General features: G+C 70.9%; 19 protein-coding genes. 11 read left to right on the top strand and 8 right to left on the bottom strand.

The features are described from left to right. Positions 1–12 precede the first annotated feature (12 nt). The 3 genes from JW792_RS14885 to JW792_RS14875 all read left to right on the top strand — a co-directional run bounded on the left by JW792_RS14885 (position 13) and on the right by JW792_RS14875 (position 2521). A complete protein-coding gene (locus tag JW792_RS14885) occupies positions 13–258 on the top strand; it encodes a CBU_0592 family membrane protein (protein WP_135995017.1) in 246 nt (81 codons plus the stop codon). Positions 259–286: 28 nt separating this feature from the next. Further along, positions 287–1060 (top strand): enoyl-CoA hydratase/isomerase family protein, encoded by a 774-nt coding sequence (locus JW792_RS14880; protein WP_135995018.1) that lies wholly within the window; start codon positions 287–289, stop codon positions 1058–1060. Positions 1061–1255: 195 nt separating this feature from the next. Continuing rightward, the gene (locus tag JW792_RS14875; protein WP_135995019.1) at positions 1256–2521 is read left to right on the top strand and encodes an MgtC/SapB family protein; all 1266 of its coding nucleotides are present in this window, start codon (positions 1256–1258) and stop codon (positions 2519–2521) included. Between the two features lie 83 nt (positions 2522–2604). Here the strand turns inward: JW792_RS14875 and rpsU are convergent, their stop codons facing one another. Beyond that, complete coding sequence (rpsU, locus tag JW792_RS14870; RefSeq protein WP_135995020.1) at positions 2605–2841, bottom strand: 30S ribosomal protein S21; 237 nt, start codon at positions 2839–2841, stop codon at positions 2605–2607. Positions 2842–3075: 234 nt separating this feature from the next. Between rpsU and JW792_RS14865 the strand changes: the two genes are divergently transcribed. Further along, positions 3076–3756 carry a COQ9 family protein gene (locus JW792_RS14865; protein WP_135995021.1) on the top strand — a complete coding sequence of 227 codons (681 nt, stop codon included), beginning with the start codon at positions 3076–3078 and terminating at the stop codon, positions 3754–3756. A gap of 8 nt (positions 3757–3764) precedes the next feature. Next, complete coding sequence (gene nth / locus JW792_RS14860; protein ID WP_135995022.1) at positions 3765–4460, top strand: endonuclease III; 696 nt, start codon at positions 3765–3767, stop codon at positions 4458–4460. 4 nt (positions 4461–4464) lie between these two features. Here the strand turns inward: nth and JW792_RS14855 are convergent, their stop codons facing one another. After that, positions 4465–5694 carry an argininosuccinate synthase gene (locus tag JW792_RS14855; RefSeq protein ID WP_135995023.1) on the bottom strand — a complete coding sequence of 410 codons (1230 nt, stop codon included), beginning with the start codon at positions 5692–5694 and terminating at the stop codon, positions 4465–4467. 152 nt (positions 5695–5846) lie between these two features. Here JW792_RS14855 and glsA point away from each other — a divergent pair, with 152 nt between their 5' ends. The 5 genes from glsA to pyrF all read left to right on the top strand — a co-directional run bounded on the left by glsA (position 5847) and on the right by pyrF (position 10080). Then, complete coding sequence (glsA, locus tag JW792_RS14850) at positions 5847–7154, top strand: glutaminase A (RefSeq protein WP_135995024.1); 1308 nt, start codon at positions 5847–5849, stop codon at positions 7152–7154. Between the two features lie 111 nt (positions 7155–7265). Next, positions 7266–7790, top strand: a complete 525-nt coding sequence (locus JW792_RS14845; protein WP_135995025.1) for a GAF domain-containing protein — start codon at positions 7266–7268, stop codon at positions 7788–7790. 74 nt (positions 7791–7864) lie between these two features. Continuing rightward, the gene (locus tag JW792_RS14840; RefSeq protein ID WP_135995026.1) at positions 7865–8698 is read left to right on the top strand and encodes an SDR family NAD(P)-dependent oxidoreductase; all 834 of its coding nucleotides are present in this window, start codon (positions 7865–7867) and stop codon (positions 8696–8698) included. Between the two features lie 7 nt (positions 8699–8705). Continuing rightward, positions 8706–9329, top strand: coding sequence for a LysE family translocator (locus JW792_RS14835; RefSeq protein WP_135995027.1), 624 nt, complete (start codon positions 8706–8708; stop codon positions 9327–9329). 64 nt (positions 9330–9393) lie between these two features. Then, a complete protein-coding gene (gene pyrF, locus JW792_RS14830; protein ID WP_135995028.1) occupies positions 9394–10080 on the top strand; it encodes an orotidine-5'-phosphate decarboxylase in 687 nt (228 codons plus the stop codon). 63 nt (positions 10081–10143) lie between these two features. Here pyrF and trxA read toward each other — a convergent pair whose 3' ends face one another. The 6 genes from trxA to tsaE form a co-directional block, all read right to left on the bottom strand. After that, a complete protein-coding gene (trxA, locus tag JW792_RS14825; RefSeq protein ID WP_135995029.1) occupies positions 10144–10464 on the bottom strand; it encodes a thioredoxin TrxA in 321 nt (106 codons plus the stop codon). 108 nt (positions 10465–10572) lie between these two features. Further along, positions 10573–14220: a UvrD-helicase domain-containing protein gene (locus JW792_RS14820; protein ID WP_135995030.1), complete on the bottom strand. Its 3648-nt coding sequence runs from the start codon at positions 14218–14220 to the stop codon at positions 10573–10575. After that, the gene (gene addB / locus JW792_RS14815) at positions 14217–17267 is read right to left on the bottom strand and encodes a double-strand break repair protein AddB (RefSeq protein ID WP_135995031.1); all 3051 of its coding nucleotides are present in this window, start codon (positions 17265–17267) and stop codon (positions 14217–14219) included. Before addB ends, JW792_RS14820 begins: the two co-directional genes overlap by 4 nt. Then, complete coding sequence (locus JW792_RS14810; RefSeq protein ID WP_241094987.1) at positions 17239–17982, bottom strand: nucleotidyltransferase family protein; 744 nt, start codon at positions 17980–17982, stop codon at positions 17239–17241. Before JW792_RS14810 ends, addB begins: the two co-directional genes overlap by 29 nt. Then, on the bottom strand, positions 17979–19085 hold the full coding sequence (locus JW792_RS14805; RefSeq protein ID WP_135995032.1) for an aminoglycoside phosphotransferase family protein: 1107 nt from the start codon (positions 19083–19085) through the stop codon (positions 17979–17981). The genes JW792_RS14810 and JW792_RS14805 overlap by 4 nt, the downstream gene beginning before the upstream one ends. Then, positions 19078–19530 (bottom strand): tRNA (adenosine(37)-N6)-threonylcarbamoyltransferase complex ATPase subunit type 1 TsaE, encoded by a 453-nt coding sequence (tsaE, locus tag JW792_RS14800; protein ID WP_135995033.1) that lies wholly within the window; start codon positions 19528–19530, stop codon positions 19078–19080. Before tsaE ends, JW792_RS14805 begins: the two co-directional genes overlap by 8 nt. Positions 19531–19652: 122 nt before the next feature. Between tsaE and JW792_RS14795 the strand changes: the two genes are divergently transcribed. Further along, positions 19653–20873 (top strand): NAD(P)/FAD-dependent oxidoreductase, encoded by a 1221-nt coding sequence (locus tag JW792_RS14795; RefSeq protein ID WP_135995034.1) that lies wholly within the window; start codon positions 19653–19655, stop codon positions 20871–20873. Positions 20874–20878: the final 5 nt, after the last annotated feature.

The raw sequence follows: 20878 nt of genomic DNA, 5'->3' as shown, positions 1-20878 counted from the left end.
GCGGCGCAGCGCGTGACGACACCGGACCTCGTCGGCATCATCGGCATCTTCTGCATCCTGGGCTGCTATTTCCTGGTCCAGGCCGGCCGCATGGAGGCGCGTTCGATCCGCTACCAGCTGATCAACATGGCCGGCTGCGTGCTGATCCTCTTCTCGCTGTTCCATGCCTGGAACCTGCCCTCGGCGATCATCCAGGTGACCTGGTTCGCCATCAGCGCCCTCGGGCTCGCGCGCAATCTCGTGCGCCCCGCCCCGTGAGGGCGGGCCGAAGGAGGCAGGAGGTCTCATGACCGATCACTCGATACATCTTTCCATCGACGGGCCGGTCGCGCGCCTGACCCTGAACCGTCCCGACAAGCGCAATGCGCTGTCGGAGGCGATGTGGGCGGCGATTCCCGGCCTTCTCGCCGAGGCCGAGGCGGCGGGCGTGCGCGTCCTCGTCGTCACCGGGACGGGCGGTCACTTCGCGGCCGGGGCCGACATTTCCGAGTTCGAGGAGGTGTACGCGACGCCCGAGCGCGCGGCGGCCTACTCGAAGACGATCGCCGCCGCGCTCGACGGCCTGGCCGCCTTCCCCGTGCCGGTGATCGCGCGCATCGAGGGGGCGTGCGTCGGCGGAGGCTACGCGCTCGCGCTCGCCTGCGACCTGCGCTTTGCCGCGCACGGCGCGCGCTTCGCGATCACGCCGGGAAAGCTCGGCCTCCTCTACCCGTTCAACGACCTGAAACGCCTCGTCGATCTCGCCGGCATCTCCACCGCGAAGGACCTGCTCTTCACCGCGCGGATCGTGGAGGCCGACGAGGCGCTGGCGCTCGGCCTGATCGACCGGCTGGAGGCGCCGGAGGCGCTCGAGACCCGCGTGGCGGACTATGTGGAGATGATCCTGTCCGGCTCGCCCCGCTCGGCGCGGGCGACCAAGGCCATGCTGGCGCTCATCGCAAGGGGCCAGGCCGAGGACGACGAGGCGACCAGGGCGATGTTCCTGGAGGCCTTCTCCAGCGCCGATTTCGACGAGGGCTACCGGGCCTTCCTCGAGAAGCGCAAGCCGCGCTTCTCCTGAGCCCCGACCGCCGCGGCAAGCCCCCTCGCCACTCCGGCGCGCGGCAGCAGCCCGCCCCTGAACGTGCTGGAGTTCAGCCCTGCGCGGGCGCTCGAAGCGCGTGCTGCGCCGGCCGATCGCTGCGAATTTGTCCTTGATGCCCTTGCTCCGAAGACGGATGATTTGAATCGGGCTGGAGCGGGACGGACGCCGGACATGGATTTTCCCCTCGTGATGGAGCGGCTCACCGTCGCGCTCGCCGTCGGCTTCCTCGTCGGGGTCGAGCGCGGCTGGAAGCAGCGCGGGGAGGCCGAGGGCAGCCGCGTGGCCGGGCTTCGCACCTACACGCTGATCGGCCTTCTCGGCGGGATTTCCGGGCTCCTCGCCGAGGCCTATGGCGGCGCGGCCTTCGTCGGAGCGCTCATCGCCTTCGCCCTGCCCTGGACCGTCTTCAAGGCGACCGATATCTGGCGCGAGGACGACGTCTCGGTCACCGGGCTCGTCGCCGGACTCGCCGTGTTCGCGCTCGGCGCCCTCGCCGCGGCCGGCCATCTCGCGGTGGCGGCCGCGAGCGCGATCGCGATCACGCTCATCCTCGCCTTCAAGGGCGTCACCCACACCTGGCTGCGGCAGCTGAGCTGGAGCGAGCTGCGCGCCGGCCTGCTGCTGCTCGCCGCGACGCTGATCGCCCTGCCGCTCCTGCCGGGCGAGCCGCTCGATCCCTGGGGCGCCTTCAACCCGCGCGAACTCTGGCTGCTCACCCTGCTCCTGGCCGCGGCCTCCTTTGCCGGCTATGCCGGGCTTCGCGTGTTCGGTCCGCGTCACGGCCTGTTCGTGGCCGGCCTTGCCGGCGCGCTGGTCTCCTCCACCGCGATGACGCTCGACATGGCCCGGCGCACCGCGCGCGGCGAGGCGGGGGGCCGGCTGGCCGCCTCGGTCGCGGCCATCGGCAACGCCGTGATGATGGCGCGCGTCGTGGTCTTGCTGGCGATCGTCTCGCCCGGCGCGGTGCCGCTCGCCCTGCCGCCGCTGGCGGCCGGCACGCTCGCCTCGCTCGTCGCCGCCTTCCTGCTGGCCCGCAACGCGCTGCTGGGTCCGGCCGAGACGCTGAAGGCCGAGCCCGGCCGGCCGCTCGATCTCGGCTTCGTCGCCCGCATCGCCCTGGTGCTGGTCACCATCGTGGTGCTGGCCCGGATCGCCGCGCATTTCTGGGGGGAGGAGGGGTTGATCGGCTTTGCCGCCATCGCCGGCCTGGTCGATGTCGACGCGATCACGCTGGCGGCGGGGCGCATGATCGGCGCGGAGGTGGCGGCCGCGACCGGCGTGCTGGCCGCCCTCGTGGCCGTCGCCGCCGACACGGTGTCGAAGGCCGGGCTCGGTGCGGTGTTCGGACGCGGCGCGTTCGCCCTGCCCTATGGCCTCGCCTCGCTCGCCGCGCTCGTCGCCGGCGGCCTGGTCTATGCGGGCATGAGGCTTCTGTGACCCGATGGCCGACGCCAAAACGCCGCCCCGAATCTCTCGGGGCGGCGCTGGAATTTCTAGCGACCTGAAAGCTGCGCGGACGCCTAGCGGCGGGCCGTGCCGCCCTTCTTGGGCAGGAGGCCTTCGCGCTGAGCGCGCTTGCGGGCCAGCTTGCGGGCCCGGCGGATCGCCTCGGCCTTCTGGCGCGCGCGCTTCTCGGAGGGCTTTTCGTAGTGGTTGCGGCGCTTCATCTCGCGGAAGGTGCCCTCCCGCTGCATCTTCTTCTTCAACGCCTTGAGCGCTTGCTCGACGTTGTTATCGCGCACGACGATCTGGACGATGGCTCTCTCTCCCTGGACTTCAGACGGGCCCTCGGGCCGCAGACTTGAGTTTCAACACAGAACGGGCGCGACGGCGTACCGTTCCCTCGCGTCCGCGCTCGATCGCTACTAAAGAGGCGCGGGCTTTACCAGACGCCAAGGGGCCTGTCCATACGCGCGATGCCGTTCACACGCCGGCGGGCCGCGGCAATCGGGCCGGTGACGCGAACGCCCTGCCGGTCTATGTAGGGGGGCATGAGCGAGACTCAACACCCACCCCGCGACTGGCCGCGCGCGCGTGCGGCGCGCCAGGCCCTGCTCGACGCCGCCCTGCCCGAAGCCGCCTTCGAGGGCTGGAACGAGGCGGTGCTGAAGCGCGCCGCTGGCATGGCGGGCCTGACCGAAGGCGAGGTCGAGCTTTACTGCCCGGGCGGCGTGCTCGACCTGCTCGAGACCTGGTCGCGCAATGGCGATGCGGGCGCGCGCACCCTCATCGAGGCCGAACCCAGGCCTAACCGCATCCGCGACAAGGTCGCGCGCGCGGTGATGATCCGCCTCGACCAGTATGCCGGCCAGGAGGAGGCCGCCGCGCGCGCCCGCGCCCGCCTCCTGCTGCCCGACGGGCTCGAGCGCGGCACGCGGCTTCTCTGGGCGACGTCCGACACGATCTGGCGCGCCATCGGGGACACCTCCACGGACGGGAATTTCTATTCCAAGCGGGCGATCCTGTCGGGCGTCTATGCCTCCACGCTGGCCATCTGGCTCGACGAGACCGATCCGGACAAGCCGAAGACGCGCGACTTCCTCGACCGGCGCATCGAGAACGTGATGCAGTTCGAGAAGGCCAAGGCCCAGTGGAGGAAGGCGACCGCAAACCTGCCGAGCCTGTCCGGCCTCGCCGCACGCCTGCGCTACGGCCCGGGCCGGCAGGTGTAGGCGCGCGCATGGCCGCGAAGACGAAACCGAAGACCAAGCGCGCCAGGCCCGGCCTGTCGAAGGAAGAGGCCGAGGAACTCTATGCGCGCCTTTCGGAAAACCTGCCCGACCCGAAGACGGAGCTGAACTACTCCAATCCCTTTACTCTGCTCGTCGCCGTGGTGCTTTCCGCCCAGGCGACCGACAAGGGGGTCAACAAGGCGACGGAAAGACTCTTCGAGGAAGCCGACACTCCCGGCGCGATGTTCGCGCTCGGCGAGGAGGCGATCCGCGAGCACATCAAGACGATCGGGCTCTATCGCAACAAGGCGAAGAACGTCCACCAGCTGTCGAAGAAGCTCATCGAGGAGCATGGCGGGAGGGTCCCCGGCAATCGCGAGGATCTCGAGGCCCTGCCCGGGGTCGGGCGCAAGACCGCCAATGTCGTCCTCAACGAGGCCTTCGGCGAGGAGACCATCGCGGTGGACACCCACATCTTCCGGGTCGCCAACCGCACCAGGCTCGCGCCCGGCCACACCGAGCGCGAGGTCGAGGAGCGGCTGCTCAGGATCACGCCGGACGCCTACCTGAAAGGCGCCCACCACTGGCTGATCCTGCACGGGCGCTATGTCTGCAAGGCGCGAAAGCCCGAATGCTGGCGCTGCGCCATCGCCGATCTCTGCCGCTATCCCGACAAGACGCCCGCGCCGAAGGGCAAGGGATAGGCCCCTACTCGTTCTCTCCGAGCCGCTTCTTCCGGTCCGCCATCAGCTTCAGGCGCAGGGCGTTGAGGCGGATGAAGCCTTCGGCGTCCTTCTGGTCGTAGACCTGGTCTTCCTCGAAGGTGACGTGGGCGAGCGAGTAGAGCGAGTTGGGGCTGGAGCGCCCGACGACCTGGCAGTGGCCCTTGTAGAGCTTCACGCGCACCTCCCCGGAGACATAGCGCTGGGAGTGGTCGATCGCCGCCTGCAGCATCTCGCGCTCGGGCGCGAACCAGAAGCCCTCGTAGATGAGCTTGGCGTATTTCGGCATCAGCTCGTCCTTGAGGTGCATCGCGCCGCGGTCGAGGGTGAGCTGCTCGATGCCGCGATGGGCGGCCATCAGGATGGTGCCGCCCGGCGTCTCGTAGATGCCGCGCGACTTCATGCCGACGAAGCGGTTCTCCACCAGATCGAGCCGGCCGATGCCGTGGCGCGCGCCGAGTTCGTTGAGCCGGGTCAGAAGCGTCGCCGGCGAGAGCGGCTCGCCGTCGATGCTCGTCGCATCGCCGCGCTCGAAGCCGATTCGCACGTACTCCGGCCGGTCCGGCGCGTCCTCGGGATTGACCGTGCGCTGGCAGACCGCCTCGAAGCCTTCCTCGGCCGGGTCCTCGAGCACCTTGCCCTCCGAGGAGGTGTGCCAGAGATTGGCGTCGACCGAGTAGGGCGCCTCGCCGCGCTTGTCCTTCGGCACGGCGATGCCGTGCTTCTCCGCGTACTCGATGAGCCTGGTGCGAGAGGTCAGCTCCCATTCGCGCCAGGGTGCGATCACCCTCAGGGACGGATCGAGCGCGGCGACGCCGAGCTCGAAGCGGACCTGGTCGTTGCCCTTGCCGGTCGCGCCGTGGGCGACCGCGTCGGCGCCGGTCTCGTGGGCGATCTCCACCAGGCGCTTGGCGATCAGCGGGCGCGCGATCGAGGTGCCCAGAAGGTACTCGCCCTCGTAGACCGCGTTGGCGCGCACCATCGGAAAGCAGAAATCGCGCACGAACTCTTCCCTGAGATCGTCGATGTAGATCTGCTTGATACCGGCCTTCTCCGCCTTCCTCCGCGCGGGCTCCAGCTCCTCGCCCTGTCCCAGGTCGGCGGTGAAGGTGACCACCTCGGCGTCGTAGGCGTCCTGCAGCCATTTCAGGATGACCGAGGTGTCTAGGCCGCCGGAATAGGCGAGCACGATCTTCTTCACGGGGCGGCGGGACATGGGCGGATTGACCTTCCTCTCAGCTACGGCGCCGGCAATCTAGCGAGCGCCCGTCCCGCGTCAAAGCCTCTGGCATGTACAGGGTTGCGGTCCGGCCTGCAGCGTGAGCACTCTCATGACACCTTGCCCGGCACCCTCGCGTTAGTCCTTTCATGACCAAGACCTACAAGCGGCCCGCCCACGGCGCCTTTTCCACCCGGCCCGCTCAGTTCGAGGGCGAGGGACGCCCCTCCGAGGAGGGCGTCCGCCAGGCCGGCGAGGAAGCCTTCGAGGCCCTCGCCGGGGACGGCCCGGTGACCGGGGACCGCGTTCTCGAGGCGATCGAGGCCCAGGGCCTGGAGCGCCGCGATCCGCGCCTGTCGCAGACCGTGGAGGCGTTCGAGCGCATCGGCGGGCGCGAGATCGACCGCGAGACGTTCCGCGAGGCCCTGCCCGCGGAGGAATGCCAGCTGGTGCGCCGGGCGGTGACGGGCGATCTCGTCACCGGCGGCTTCGCCCGATTCCGCCAGCGCATCTCCGACCTCTTCCACTATGCCGCGCAGGAGAACCGGGGCGAGGTCGCGACCTACATCCCCGAACTTGCCAAGGCCGATCCGGACGCCTTCTCCCTGGGCTGCTGCACCATCGACGGGCAGCGCTTCACGCTGGGCGCGCGCGAGGGCGACCGGGAGCGGAATTTCTGCGTGCAGTCGGTTATGAAGCCGGTCAACTACGCCATCGCGCTGGAACTGCTCGGCGAACGGGTGGTGCACGACTATGTCGGCCGCGAGCCCTCCGGCCAGAGCTTCAACTCCATCACGCTCGACCGGAAGAAGCGCCCGCACAATCCGATGATCAATGCCGGCGCGATCATGACGACCGCCCTCATCCGCCCGACCCAGACCATCGCATCGCGCTTCGACTTCATCTCGCGCGTCTGGAAGTCGGCCGCTGCCGGGGACGGGCCCGGCTTCGACGAGGCGACGTTCGAGAGCGAGCGCAACCACGCCGACCGCAATTACGCGCTCGCCTATTTCATGCGCGAGCACGGCGCCTTCCCGCGCGAGGTCGACCTGTTCGAGACGCTCGAGCTCTACCTTCGTTGCTGCTCCATCGAGGCCGATGCGCGCCGGCTCGCCGCGGTCGCCGCCACGCTCGCCAATGGCGGAGTGTGCCCGGTGACCGAGCGCCAGGTCTTCCAGCGCGAGACGGTCAAGGACGTGCTCTCGCTGATGCTGTCGTGCGGCATGTACGACTTCTCCGGCGAGTTCGCCTTCACCGTGGGCCTGCCGGCCAAGTCGGGGGTGTCCGGCGCGATGATGATCGTGGTGCCCGGCGTCGCCGGCTTCGCGGTCTACTCCCCGCGCCTCGGCCCCCAGGGCAATCCGGAACGCGGCGTGGAGTTTTCGCGCCAGCTGGTGAAGACCTTCCCCTGGCATGTCTACGCCCCGATCGTGGTCGATCCCGACCTCGGGACGTGAGCAGGAATAATTTATTTTATAACAATGATTCCTGAAGCTTAGCGAGCAGCGTTAACCATGTCTTGAGGGGGCGCGCACATCCTGGGGTAAGCGATCCGAACTGGAGATCCCATGACCGCCCCCGCCGTGCCGCGGCCCTCCGATGAAGCCGACCGCCTCGCCGCCCTTCAGTCGCTCGACGTGCTCGATACCGCGAGCGAGCCGGAGTTCGAGGAGATCGTCGAGATCGCGGCCGCCGCCTTCGAGGTCGACATCGCGCTCGTCTCCCTCGTCGACGCCGAGCGGCAATGGTTCAAGGCCAGGACCGGGCTCGAGATCTGCCAGACGGAGCGCAGCATCGCGTTCTGCGCGCACGCGATCCTGAAACGCGAGCCGCTCGTCGTGCTCAATGCCAGCCTCGACAAGCGCTTCGCCGCCAATCCCCTCGTCACCGGCGAGCCCTATCTGCGCTTCTATGCCGGCGCGCCGCTGATCCTGCCGGGCGGGCAGGCGATCGGCACGCTCTGCCTGATGGACCCCGAACCGCGCTTCCGCTTTCCTCCCGAACGGATCCAGCTCCTCTCCTTCATGGCCGGCGTCACGGTGGAGCGTCTCGTCGCCCGCGCGAAGCGCCGCCGCGCGTCGCACGGGGCCTGAGCGCCGCCGACTGGACAAGCCCGCGGGAACGCCCCACCTTCGCACGCGATTTCCGCGCCGAGGAGGATGAACCCATGGCCCGCCGTCTCTGTCTCGTCACCGGTGCCAGCTCCGGAATCGGAGAGGCGCTCGCGCGCGAGTTCGCGAGCCACGGCTGGGACCTCGCCCTCGTCGCGCGGCGCGAGGAGCGCCTGAGGGACCTCGCCGAGGAGCTGAAGGCGAAACACGGCGTGGACAGCCTCGTCATCACCGCCGACCTCGCCGAGGAGGACGCGCCCGAGAAGATCGTCTCCGAGATCGAGAAGGCCGGCCGCCAGGTCGACGGGCTCGTCAACAATGCCGGCGCCGGCCAGCCCGGCAGCTTCGCCGAGCTCGACTGGCAGACCCACGAGCGCTTCCTGCGCCTGATGGTCACGGCCTATGTCAGGCTGGCCCATCTCGTCCTTCCGGGCATGAAGGCGCGCCGCTTCGGGCGCATCATCAACGTCTCCTCGGTCAGCGCGCTCCTGCCGAGCGCGAACGCCCACACGCGCTTCTCCGGCACGCTGTATCCGGGCGCGAAGAGCCTGCTCATCAAGTTCTCCGAAGCCCTCGCCCTCGAGGTGGAGAACGACAACATCCACGTCACCGCGCTCTGCCCCGGCTATACCTTCTCCGAATTCCACGACGTCAACGGCGCGCGCCAGACGGTGTCGAAGCTGCCGAAATTCTGGATGCTTACCGCCGGGGACGTCGCCACGGCCGGCTACGACGCGGTCACCCGCGGCGTCGTCACCCGCGTGCCGGGGGCCTGGTACAAGTTCCTCGTCGCCATGGCCAAGGTGCTGCCCGATCCGGTCGGACGCGCCCTGATGCGCGCGCAGGAGAAGCGCATGGCGCGCCAGGCGCAGGCGACGGCCGCCGGCTAGCACGCCCATGCTCGACCTCTCGCTCCTGCCGCTCTTCCTGCTCGGGGCGCTGGCGCTCAATTTCACCCCCGGGCCGGACATGGCCTTCACGCTCGCGACCACGGCCAATGGCGGCAAGCGGGCCGGCATCGGCGCCGCGCTCGGCATCGGGGCGGGCTCGCTGGTCTGGGGCGGTGTCGCCGCGGCCGGGCTCGCCGCCCTGCTCGCCGCCTCGCAGCACGCCCTGACGGCGATCCGCATCGTCGGCGGGCTCTACCTGCTCTGGCTCGCGATTGCGACCTTGCGCCATCTCGACGCCGTTCCCGGCGCGAAGGGCGCCCCCTCGATGCGCGCGGCCTTCACCCGCGGCGCGGTGACCAACCTGCTCAACCCGAAGGTCGGGATATTCTATCTCGCCTTCCTGCCCGCCTTCACCAACGCACAGATTGGTCCGGTCTGGCTGCAGACCCTGACGCTCGCCGCGATCTTCACCGCGACCGGCGTCACGGTGCTTGTCGCGCTCTCGCTCGGTGTCGGCGCGGCGCGCGAGCGCCTTATCGGTTCGCCGGGCCTGCGCCGCACGGTGAACGCCCTCGCCGCGACGGCTTTCGGCGCGATCGGGCTGCGCCTGCTTCTCATGCGGCCCGGTTGATCGGAGGGGCCGACGGGCCGATAAGGCGTCGTCTCGAAGCCGCTCGATCTTCCGGAGCCCCGCCATGGCCGACCCTCGCCTCATCACCGCCCTGGACCTTCCCACCACCGAGGCCGCCGACGCCCTCGTCGCCGCGCTCGGGGGGGCGTGCTCCTTCTACAAGATCGGCCTGCAGCTCCTGCCGGTCGGCGGCATGGAACTGGCGCAGGACCTGAAGGCGCGCGGCAAACGTGTGTTTCTCGATTTCAAGCTGCACGACATCCCGGCGACGGTGGAGAAGGCGACCCGCTCGATCACGGGCGCCGGGGCCGACCTGCTCACCGTCCACGCCGAGCCGCCGGTGATGCGCGCCGCGGTCGAGGGGCGGGGCGGGTCGGATCTGAAGATCCTCGCCGTGACCGTTCTCACCGCCTACGACGACGCGATGCTGGAGGAGATGGGCTATCGCTACGGGGCGCGCGAGCTCGTCCTGCGCCGGGTCGAGCAGGCCCTGGAGGCCGGCGTGGACGGCGTCGTCGCCTCCCCGCAGGAGGCCGGCGAGATCCGCTCCCGCTTCGGCGGCGGTTTCCTGATCGTGACGCCCGGCGTGCGCCCGGAAGGCGCCGACAGGGGCGACCAGAAGCGCACCGCCACCCCCGCCGAGGCCCTGAGGGCCGGAGCCACCCATCTCGTCATCGGCCGCCCGATCAGCGGCGCCAAGGATCCCAAGGCCGCAGCCGAGGCGATCGTGGCGGAGATGGCGGAGGTCTAGTACGAAAAACGCCGGCGCGAGCCTTCGCGCCGGCGTCTTCGCACCAGGAGATCGGCGGACGGCTCAGACCGTCGCGTTGATCCATTCCTCGATCTTGCTCTTGGCCATGGCGCCGACCTTGGAGGAGACCGGCTCGCCATTGCGGAAGATCATCAGCGTCGGGATGCCGCGCACGCCGTACTTGCCGGGGGTCATCGGGTTGTCGTCGATATTGATCTTGGCGACGGTGATCTTGTCGTCCTTCTCCGCCGCGATCTCGTCGAGCGCGGGGGCGATCTGCTTGCACGGTCCGCACCACTCGGCCCAGAAGTCGACGAGGACCGGACCGGAGGCCTTCAGCACGTCCTTTTCGAAGGATTCGTCGGACACCGCTTTGATCGCCATGGGGCTTTCTCCTTGAGATCGAATGTTTGCCGGCGCGCCCGCACTCAGGCGCCGCGCCGCCGGGACTTTACAGAACCGCCTCTCACCTAGGAAGCGCCCCGCTGCCGATCAAGCCGGGGCCGGGCGGGAGGCCCGCGCCAGCGCGCGGTCGAGCAGGGGATCCGGCAGCTCCATCAGGCGCGGACCGTCCGTCCACAGGAGCGCGCAGCGCACCGGCTTTCCCGGATGCAGCACGCGCAGGAGCGCCCGGTAGGCCGCCATCTGCGCGAGATAGACCGGGGCGACCTTCTCCGCCTCGGTGGGCGGGGGCCGGTTGGTCTTGTAGTCGACGATCAGCACTTCGTGATCGGTGATCACGAGCCGGTCGATCTGGCCGTTCACCGTCACCCCGGCAGGCAGGCCCGGGGCCTGGCCGGTGATCGCCACCTCGGCGCGCGAGCCGGGCGCGAAGATCGGTGCGAAGCGCTCATCCGACAGCACGGCCAGCGTCTCGGCGAGGATCTCCTCGCGCTGTTCGGGCGGGAGATCGGTCTGGGCCTCGAGATAGCGCCGCGCCGAGGCCTCGCGGCGCCCGGGGGCGAGGTCGGGCAGGGTCTGCAGCAGCTTGTGGATCAGCGCCCCGCGCTTGAAGCGCGCCTGTCCGCCCGGCGCGAGCGGGGAGAGCGAGGCGGGCTCGAACCCGCCCTCCTCGTCCTCGATCAGGCGCGAGGGCGCGACCGAGCGCGGCGCGTGCGGCTCCTGCGGGGCCATGGCCTTCGCCCAGGCCGGCAAGGCGAGCGGGCCCGCTTCGGCGATGCGCGCCGCGCCGAGCGCGGGCGGAGCCTCTCCGTAGCGGCGCGCCGGCGGGCAGTCCCAGCCATATTGCGCCGCGACCGCGTGGATCGCGCTCTCGGCCTCGTCCCAGCCCTCGCCGGCCCAGGCATGGTTCAGCCGGTCGTACCAGGAGCCCGGGTCGATCTTGCCGTGGCCGTGGGCATGGCCGCACACCACGAGCCGGTCGCGTGCCCGGGTCAGGGCGACGTAGAGCAGGCGGACATATTCGCCCTCGGTGCGCAGCTCGTCCTCCTCGCGCAGGGCCTCGACGAGCGCCGGGGCGTCCTTGGCATCCGGCGCCCAGATGAGGCCGGCTTCGCGGTGGGGATAGAGCGCCGTGCCGCGGTTGGAGGGAAGCTGGGTCGTATCGGGCAGGAAGACGATCGGAGCTTCCAGCCCCTTCGCGCCGTGCACCGTCATCACCCGCACCTGGCCGGAGGCGCCCTCCATCTCGCGCTTGATCTCGCTCGCCTCGCTCTCCATCGCGGCGACGAATTTCGCCAGCGAGGGCGCGCCCTCGCGCTCGTGGGCGAGCGCGCGGTTCAGGAACTCCTCCACCGGATCGCGCGCCTCCTCGCCGAGGCGGGCGTAGATGCGCGCGAGCCGGCTCTCCCCGGTCGCGCTCGCCTCGAACAGGAAGCTCGCGAAGAAGGCATAGGGCGCATCGGCATCCACGCGCGCCCGCGCCCGGTCGAGCGCCTCGCGCGCCTCCGCAAAGCGCGGATCGTCGCTGTTCCTGAGCTTGTCCCACAGCCGGCGTTCGGGCCGGCGGGAGAGGTCGAACAAGGCGTCGTCGTCGATCGCCGGATCGCGTCCGACGGCGTGGAAGGCGGGGCTTTTCAGGATCTCGGCGAGGGAGAGATCGTCCTCGGGCAGCAGCGCGAAGCGGGCGAGCGAGAGGAGATCCTCCACCACCAGCTGGTCGGTCAGCGTCATCCGGTCCGCGCCCGCGACCGGCACGGCCTTCAGCTTCAGGCGCCGGATGATCTCCTCGAACAGCCCGCCGCGCTTGCGGACCAGGACCAGGATGTCGCCCGGCCCGGCCGGGCGGGCGTGCCAGGCCGGCCGGCCCTCCTCCCAGACCCGGTCGCCGCGCTTCAGGATGTCGGCGATCTCCTGCGCCACCGCCTCGGCGAGCTGGTTCCTCGCCGAATCGGTGCGCGCGGCGTCGACGGGTTTCAGGTCGAGAGACTCCTCCTCCGGCGTCTCGGGCTTGGGCACGGCGGGCCAGATCTCGACGCAGCCCGGCGTGTCCTTGCGCGCGGCGCGGTGGCCCCCATAGCGGTGAAACGCGATCGGCTGGCGCTCGCGCGAGGTCTCCGGATCGGCCATCAGCAGCTTGTGCTCGAGTCTTCCGGTCATGTCCTTGCGCTCCGGCGCGGACAGAGCCGCCTCCTCGGCCTCGAAGGCGAGATCGACCGCGTGCAGCACCTCGGCGCTCGACCGGAAGGAGACGTCGAGCGGCGGGCGCCGGAAGCCGATCCCCGCCCCCTCGCAGCGCGCCTCCAGCAGCACCCGCTCGTTGATGAACCGGATCGGATCGGCACCCTGGAAGGAGTAGATGGACTGCTTCTCGTCGCCGACGCAGAACACGGTCCGGCCCTGCTCGCTGCCCATGCCGCCCGCCCCCGCGAAGAATTCCTCCGTGAGCGCCTCGACCACCTCCCACTGGGCCGGGGCGGTGTCCTGGGCCTCGTCGACCAGGACATGGGCGAGACCGCGGTCGAGCTTGTAGAGCGTCCAGTCGCGCGCCTCGGAGTCCTTCAGCAGAGCGCGGGCGCGCTCCACGAGATCGGAGAAGTCGGCCTTGCGCCGGCCGGACAGGCGCTGCGCATAGAGCCCGACAAGCTCGCAGGCGAGATGGATGCCCGCCCGGGTCAGCGTGTTTGCCCGCGCCGCGCGCACCCGGGGCAGGACCTCGTCCACCATGCGGTGGATCTCCGAGCCCTCCTCGCCGTAGAGCGTGCGCAGGATCTTGTAGGTGTCCCCCAGCGCCTTGGTGAAGAAGCGCTTGCGGATCTCGCCCTTGCCGGTGAGCAGGAAGCCGCAATAGGCGTCGAACGCCGCGACCGGGTGGACATGGGCGGCGTTCAGCGCGTTCTCCAGCAGGCCGGCCATCTCCAGATCGCTCTTGGCCTTCGAGCTTGCAAGCGCGCTGTGGGCCGCTTCCAGCGCGCCGCGCTCGGCCTCGAGCCAGCCATCGGCCTTGGCCGCGGCTTCGGTCAGCGAGGCCGGCACGCCGAGCGCCGCACTCGCGACGTCCATCAGGGCCTGCACCGAACCGGCGTCCCGCAGCGCGCGGGCAAGCTCGTGGCGCCGGGCGATCGCGAAGGCGGCGAGCGTGTCCGGCGCGCCGGGCCCCACGCTCGCCAGCAGCACAGCGATCGCCTTGGCCACCGGCCCCGCCGGCTCGGCCTCGGCGCGGGCATAGAGGGTCAGCAGGCATTCCAGCTGCAGGCGTTTCGATTCGGCCTCCTCCTGCGTCTCGAAACCCGGCGGCAGGCCGGCCTCGAGCGGGAACTGGCGCAGGAGGCGCTCGCAATAGGCGTGCAGGGTCTGGATCTTCAGCCCGCCGGGGGTCTCGAGCGCGCGCGCGAACAGGCGCCGCGCCTTGGCGAGCGCGTCGCGGTCGCCGGCCGCTTCGGGGTCGAGGCTATCCAGCTCCGCGGCGAGGGCAGGGGCGGGCAGGGTCGACCACTCGCCGAGCTTGCGGAACAGCCGCGTCTGCATCTCCCCGGCCGCCGCCTTGGTGAAGGTGACGCAGAGGATGCGCTCGGGCGCCGCGCCGCGCAGGAGCAGGCGCGCGACCCGGTCGACCAGCACGCGCGTCTTGCCCGAGCCGGCATTGGCCTCGACGAAGACGCAATAGTCCGGATCGGCCGCCGCGCGCTGCAGCGCGCTGGCATCGGACACGATGGCGGGATCGAAGCCGGGCGCGCTCACGAGTCACCGCCCTCCCCGGCCTCGGGCGCGCTCGCCCATTCCTTGCGCCGGGCGAGATGGTCGTAATCGCCCCAGGTGTTGGAATACTTCACCCGCGGCTGGCTCGGATAGGTGCGCTTGGGATCGTCGAAGGCCGCGACCCAGTCCTGCAGGCGGGTCAGCGCCTCCTCGGCAAGCTCGATCGCGCTGGTCTTGGTGGCCACCGCCGAGGCTTCCAGCCCCGGCTCGCGCCCGCCGGAAATGCGCACGTACAGCAGATCCTCGCTCTCGTGCGGCGGGGTGTCCTCGAAGGCGCCGCGCGCGGCCATCGCCGCTTCCAGCGGCAGTTGCGGCGAGAAGCCGGCGGCGACCTCCTTCTTGCCCGGCACCGAGCCGGTCTTGAAGTCGAGGATTTCCAGCGACCCGGCCGCGTTCATGTCGATCCGGTCGGCCCGTCCGGACAGGGTGAACGGCCCGGCCAGGCTCTCGAAGCTCAGCTCGCCCCTGGTCTCCAGCGCCACGGGACGGATGCCCATGGCCCGCCGGTCGCGCTCCCACTCGACGAGCCAGGCCGCGACCCGGTCGAAGCGGGCGAGCTCCAGGCCGAGCTCCGCGGTCGAGAAACCCGCCTCCTCAAGCGCCCTGCGCCCCTCTTCGCGCAGGCGCTCCAGCGCATCGGCGGGCAATTCCTCCGTGTCGGGAAGGCTCTCGGTCCACTTGTGGATCGCGCCGTGATAGGCGGTGCCGCGCTCCTTCGGCCCGGCCGGCCGGTCGAGCGGGTCGAGCTTCTCCAGCCCCAGTATGTTCCGTGCAAAGATCGAATAGGGATCGCGGATCCAGGTCTCGATCTTCGTCACCGACAGCCGGCGCGGGCGCGCCTCCACCGGCGGGGCGGGCTCGGGCGGCGCGATGCGGGTGGGTTCGCTCGGGGCGTCGGCCAGCCTGGCGAGGCCCGGATAATCGAGCCGGCCGGCCAGCGCGGCGTCCGCGTCCCCGCCGAGCGCGCCGCGTGCCAGGGTCTGCAGCCGCCACAGCCAGCGCGAGGCGACCGTCGGCGAGCCCTCGCTGCGCGCCGCGCGCGTCAGGATCACCTCGCGCGCCTGCGCCAGCTGGGAGAAGTCGTGCGCGGCGAGCCCGAAGCGGCGCTCCGGCGCCGACAGGCCCACCGCCGCGCGCATGCCGCGCGACAGGAAGGGATCGATCTTCGCGCGCGGCGGCCAGACGCCCTCGTTGAGCCCGGCGAGGATCACCCGGTCGGCGCCGACGAGGCGCGCCTCCAGCGGACCCAGGATCGCCAGGCGCGGATGGGTGCCGAAGCGCGGGCGCACCCGGCGCGCCCGGGCAGTCTCCAGGAGCGCCCGGGCGAAATCCGGCCCGCTCATCGCCGGCAGCGCGCCGGCCTCCTCCAGGAATTCGCGCAGCAGGATCGCGGCCGCCTCCCCGGCCTCGCCCGCCCAGAGCCGGTCGGGACCGGATTTTTCCCCGTCCGCGGCGAGCGCTTCGCCGGCCCGCACCAGCGCCGCGGCCCACACCGAGGCATGGTGCTCGCCGCAAAGCTCCAGGAGCGGCGAGAGCGCGTCCTCGACTGCGCGGATAATGGTTTCGTAACGCTCGCACAGCGCCGGTTTCTCGCCGAACTGCGCGCGGATGAGCGCGCGCACCTCGCCATAGCTCGTCCCGGGCCGCCTTCCCCTCAGGACCGCGCGTTCCAGCGCCCCGAGATCGGGTCTCAGCCTCGCCCGATCCCGCCCCAGCGCGAAGAGCGGCGAGGAGAACAGCGCGGCGAGCGCGAGCGCGCTGCCCGGATCGAGGGCGGCGTCGAGAATCCGCATCAGGAACGCTCCGGACGCGGTGTCCGACAGCGCCTCCCCGGCCGAGTCGTCGAGCCGCACCCCGAACCGGCGCATCTCGGTGGAGACCCGGCGCGCCAGCGCCCGGTCGGGCGTCACGACGATGGCGGTCTCGCCGGTGGTCTCCAGAGTCTCTCGCAGAATCAAGGCGATGGCGCGTGCCTCTTCGGCCTCGCCGGGCGCCTCGATCACCGAGAGCCCCTCGAAGGCGGCCTCGAAGATGTCCGCGCCATGGCCCTGCTTCAGCGTGGAGACGCGCTGCACCCAGTCGGAGGTGGCCTCCGCCGCGCGCAGGGCCTCGGCGACGACGCGCCGGCGCGCCCCCGCGCTGCGCCCCTCCTCCGCGCCCGGCCAGGGCCGGACCTCGCTGCGTTCGAGCCCCATCTCCTCGATCAGCGCCTTCATCGCGCGCTGGGGATGGGCCTCGTCTATGGCCTCCCAGCCGCGCGCATCCATGTCGGCCTCGAAGCCGGGCAGCACGACCGCGCCGTTCGCCAGGTTGGCGATCGTGACCAGCAGCTCGGCCGCGGCCGGGATCGAGCCGGTCGAGCCCGCCGCGATCACCGGCGCGGCGGGCGGGGTCTCGCGCCAGCGCGCCGAGAGCGCCTTCAGCAGCGCGGAACGGCGCCGGGCCGGATCGATCGCGCCGAGCTCGTCGAGCCGTGCCGGCCAGGCGGTCATGACGATGTCGAGGAACATCGCCGCCTCCTGCATGTGGGCGGGCAGCAGCGCGCGCACCTCCTCGTCGAGCGCGGAGAGATCCTCGATGCCTTCCGTCGCCATGTCGTCGATCAGCCCGGCGAGATCGTCGGCGAGCGCGAGCGCGGCGCCGGGCCCCATGGAGCGGCCCGTCGCGCCCTCCTTCTTCAGGATGAGGCTCGCCAGCTCGAAGCGCCGGCGTGCGGCCGAGACCGCGGGCGGGGCGATGCCGGCGAGTTCTCCCGGCTCGAACGGCGGCTCGTCGGCATCGACATCCCCGATCGGGCGGATCATCGGCAGGAGCGCGACCGCCGCCTCCTGCCCGCGCGCCTTCGCGAAGGCCTCGGCCAGCTCGCGCCCCGCCCGGCGCGTCGGGACGAGGACGGTCAGCGCGGCGAGATCGGACGGATCGGGGAAGGCCTGCGAGAGGGTTCCGGCGAGCGCGGGCAGGAAACCCGCCGAGGCCGGCAGGGTGAAGACGCTCGGGCGCTCAGGATCGAACAGGGCCGGTTTCGTCATCGCCGCGCGAGCTTAGCCGATTCTGCGCCGCGTCTCGCGCCTCGGGATCACCGACATGCATCCAGAACGCGTCCATCGGCGTGCCGAAGATGCGCCCGGCCTCCAGGGCCTCGTCCCACAACGCATTGGTGGAGAAGGGTTGCAGCGGGCGGCCCTTCAGCACGCGCGGATGAATGACCTGGACGCCGGCATAGGCGTGCAGCGGGCCCTCGCCCCTGGCGCGCCGCGCGATGCGGCCATCGGGCGCGAGGTGGAAATCGCCGGCTCCCGGGAAGCCGAGATTGTGGCCCATGGGCGAGAGCAGCAGGCGGAAATCCATCGCGGCCTCGTCGAAGCCGGCGGCCAGCCTGTCGAGTTCGGCGATCTCCCGGTCGATCCACAGCGCGTCGATATTGGCGACGAAAACCGGGTCCTCGCCGAGCAGCGGCGCGGCCTTGGCCAGCCCGCCGCCGGTGTCCATCAGGCGCTCGCGCTCGTCGGAAATGAGGATGTCCGGCCCGCCCTCTCGCCGGGCCAGATGATCCTCCAGCCGGTCGGCGAAGTGATGGACATTGACGACCGCCGTCCCGACACCCGCCGCGGCGAGCTTGTCCAGCGTCCAGTCGATCAGCGCCTTGCCGCCGACCTCGACCAGCGCCTTGCAGCGATCGTTCGTCAGCGGGCGCATGCGCGTGCCGAGCCCGGCCGCCATGACCATGGCGCGGGTGGGCTTCACCGCTTCGCCTCCTCGAGCACGGACGGCGCGTACGCCTCGACCCAGCGCTTCAGACCCGCCATCGCCGGATGGGAGAGATCGCGCTCGAAATGGCGCGCCACGCGGGGCAGGAGATCGAGATAGCGCGGCTTGGCGTCGCGCTCGGCGAGGCGCACGAAGATGCCGAGAATCTTGGCGTTCCTCTGTGCCGCGATGGCGGCATAGGCCGCCTCGAATCCCGCGCGGTCGGTCAGGCGCGCCTTCTCGAAGAATCGGTCCTTCAGCGGCTTGGCCAGGTCCGGCGCGACGTCGCGGCGCGCATCCTCGATGAGCGAGACGAGATCGTAGGCCGGGTGGCCGAACAGCGCGTCCTGGAAATCCAGCAGGCCGATGCGCGCCGTCTCGATGCGGCCGGGCAGCCAGATCAGGTTCTCGGCGTGGAAGTCGCGCAGCACCAGGCCCGGCCTGTGCCGGTCCGTCACCGAGAGCGCCTCTTCCCAAAGTCCGGCCCAGTCGGCGCGAGCCTGATCGTCGAGGTCGCGCCCGACCCGGCGCGCGACATACCAGTCGAGAAACAGATCGGCCTCCGCCTGCTGGGCGGGCAGGTCGTAATCGAGCACGGTCCACTCGCCTCCGTCCCGCCAGCCGAACACGCGCGGGAAGCTGGAGCGGTAGAGCGCTGCGAGCGCGTCGACCGCGGCGGCATAGAGCGGGGCCTCCTCGGCGCGCTCGGGAATCAGGCGCGCATAGAGTCCGTCGCCGAGATCCTCGATGAGCGCGAGGCCCTGCTCCAGGTCGCAGGCGTGGATCCTCGGCGCCGAGAAGCCGCGCTGGGTCAGCGCCTCGGCGAGCCCGGCGAAGGCCGCGACATTGTTGCCGGCGAGCCGGGCGAGCGCGTTGTAGCCGAGCCGCCGGCGCTCCTGCGGACTGGCCTCGGGCGGGCAGATCGAGGTCTCGCTGGCGGACGGGGCATCCATCAGGATGGCGACGCGCTCGCCGTCCCTCACGCGGAAATAGCGCCGCGTGGAGGCATCGCCGGGGAAGGCCTGCGGCGCGATGCCCGACCATCCGTTTTCGTCGAGGAAGGCGCGCCGCGCGGCGCCGCGACCGGTTTCGTCAGACATCGGACAGGCGCCGCTCCCAGCTTCCAGAGCCCGTCAGCCGCACGCGCCGGCCGTCCCCGGGCAGGGTTTCAAGATCGATCTCCAGCCGGTTTTCCGGACGCTCGGCGAGCCGGTCCGGCCATTCGACGAGCACGATGGCGTCGGCGAACGCCTCGTGAAGGCCAAGCTCTTCCAGCTCGCCCTCGTCCTCGACCCGGTAGAGATCGGCATGCAGCAGCTCTACGCCCGAACCGGTCTCATAGGTCTGAACCAGCGTGTAGGTCGGGCTCGGCACGTCGCGCTCGCCGGTCAGCGCGGCGATGACGGCGCGCGCCAGCGTCGTCTTGCCCGCGCCCAGATCGCCGGAGAGCAGCACCGCGTCGCCCGGCTTCAGCCGCGCGGCAAGGCGCGCGCCGAAGGCTTCGGCGGCGGCAGTATCGGCAAGGTCGAGTGTGCGCGCGCTCATGACCTTCGCTGATAGGACGCGCGCGCGAACCCGGCAAGGCGCGCGAGCGCCTTGACTTCACACGCGACGGCGGCTCGCATGGCCCCTTGCGCTGCGCATCGCGGAAGGATCGGGAAACGGGCATGAGCCAGGACGCAGGCGTCGTCATCGTGGGAGCCGGGCAGGCCGGCCTGTCGGCCGCGGCCGAGCTTCGCAAGCGCAAGTACGAGGGCACCATCACGCTGATCGGCGACGAGCCGGCGCCGCCCTATCAGCGCCCGCCGCTGTCCAAGGGCTATCTCTCCCGCGAGATGCCGCTGGACCGGCTCTGGCTGAAGCCGGAGGGCTTCTACGCCCAGGCCGGGATCGCGCTTCGCACCGGCACGCGCATCAAGGCGATCGACACCAGCGCGAAGAGCGTCATCGCCGATGACGGCGAGCGCATCGGCTACGATCACCTCGTCCTCGCCACCGGCGGCCATGCGCGCCGGCTGAACCTGCCCGGCGCGGACCTTCCCGGCGTCCACCTCCTGCGCAATCTCGCCGAGGCCGACGCGCTGAGCGCCGATCTGGAAGGCGCCAGGCGCCTCGCCATCGTCGGAGCGGGCTATATCGGGCTCGAGGTGGCGGCGTCGGCGAGGAAGCGCGGCATCGAGGTCACTGTGGTGGAGATGGCCGAGCGGCCGATGGCACGCACCGCGAGCGCGCTTCTGGGCGGCTGGTTCGGGGCGATCCATCGCGGCTACGGCGTCGATCTTCGCGGCTCGACGCCGGTGAAGGCCATTCTGGGCGAGACGCGCGCGCAGGGCCTGAAGCTCGACGGCGAGGAGATCGAGGCCGACCTGGTGCTGATCGCGGCCGGCCTCGAGATCCAGACCGGGCTCGCCGAGGCGGCGGGACTGGCGGTGGACGACGGCATCCTCGTCGACGAACAGGCACGCACCGGCGATCCGCACATCTACGCCGTCGGCGATGTCGCGCGCTTCCCGAGCGCGCGCTACGGGCGAACCCTGCGCCTTGAGTCGGTGCAGAACGCGATCGACCAGGCCAAGATCGCCGCCCAGTCGATCCTGGGGATGAATGTGAGCTACGATCCCGTGCCCTGGTTCTGGTCGGACCAGTACGAGCTGAAACTGCAGATCGCCGGCCTCATCGAGGGCGCCGACACGATGGTGCGCCGCGGCGATCCCGAGGAGGGCCGTTTCGCCCTATTCCACCTGAAGGAGGGCCGGCTCATCGCCTGCGAGGCGGTCAATGCCGCGCCCGAATACATGGCCGCCCAGCGCATGATCGCGGCGGGAGCGACACCCGATCCGGCGCGTCTGCGCGATCTCGGTGTGGCGATGAAGGACTTCCTGTCCTAAATAGG

It is taken from the genome of Marinicauda algicola (assembly GCF_017161425.1).
GTDB classification, from domain to species: Bacteria; Pseudomonadota; Alphaproteobacteria; order Caulobacterales; family Maricaulaceae; genus Marinicauda; species Marinicauda algicola.
Note: the sequence above shows the minus strand (reverse complement) of the source record. Positions and strands in the feature narration are given on the sequence as shown.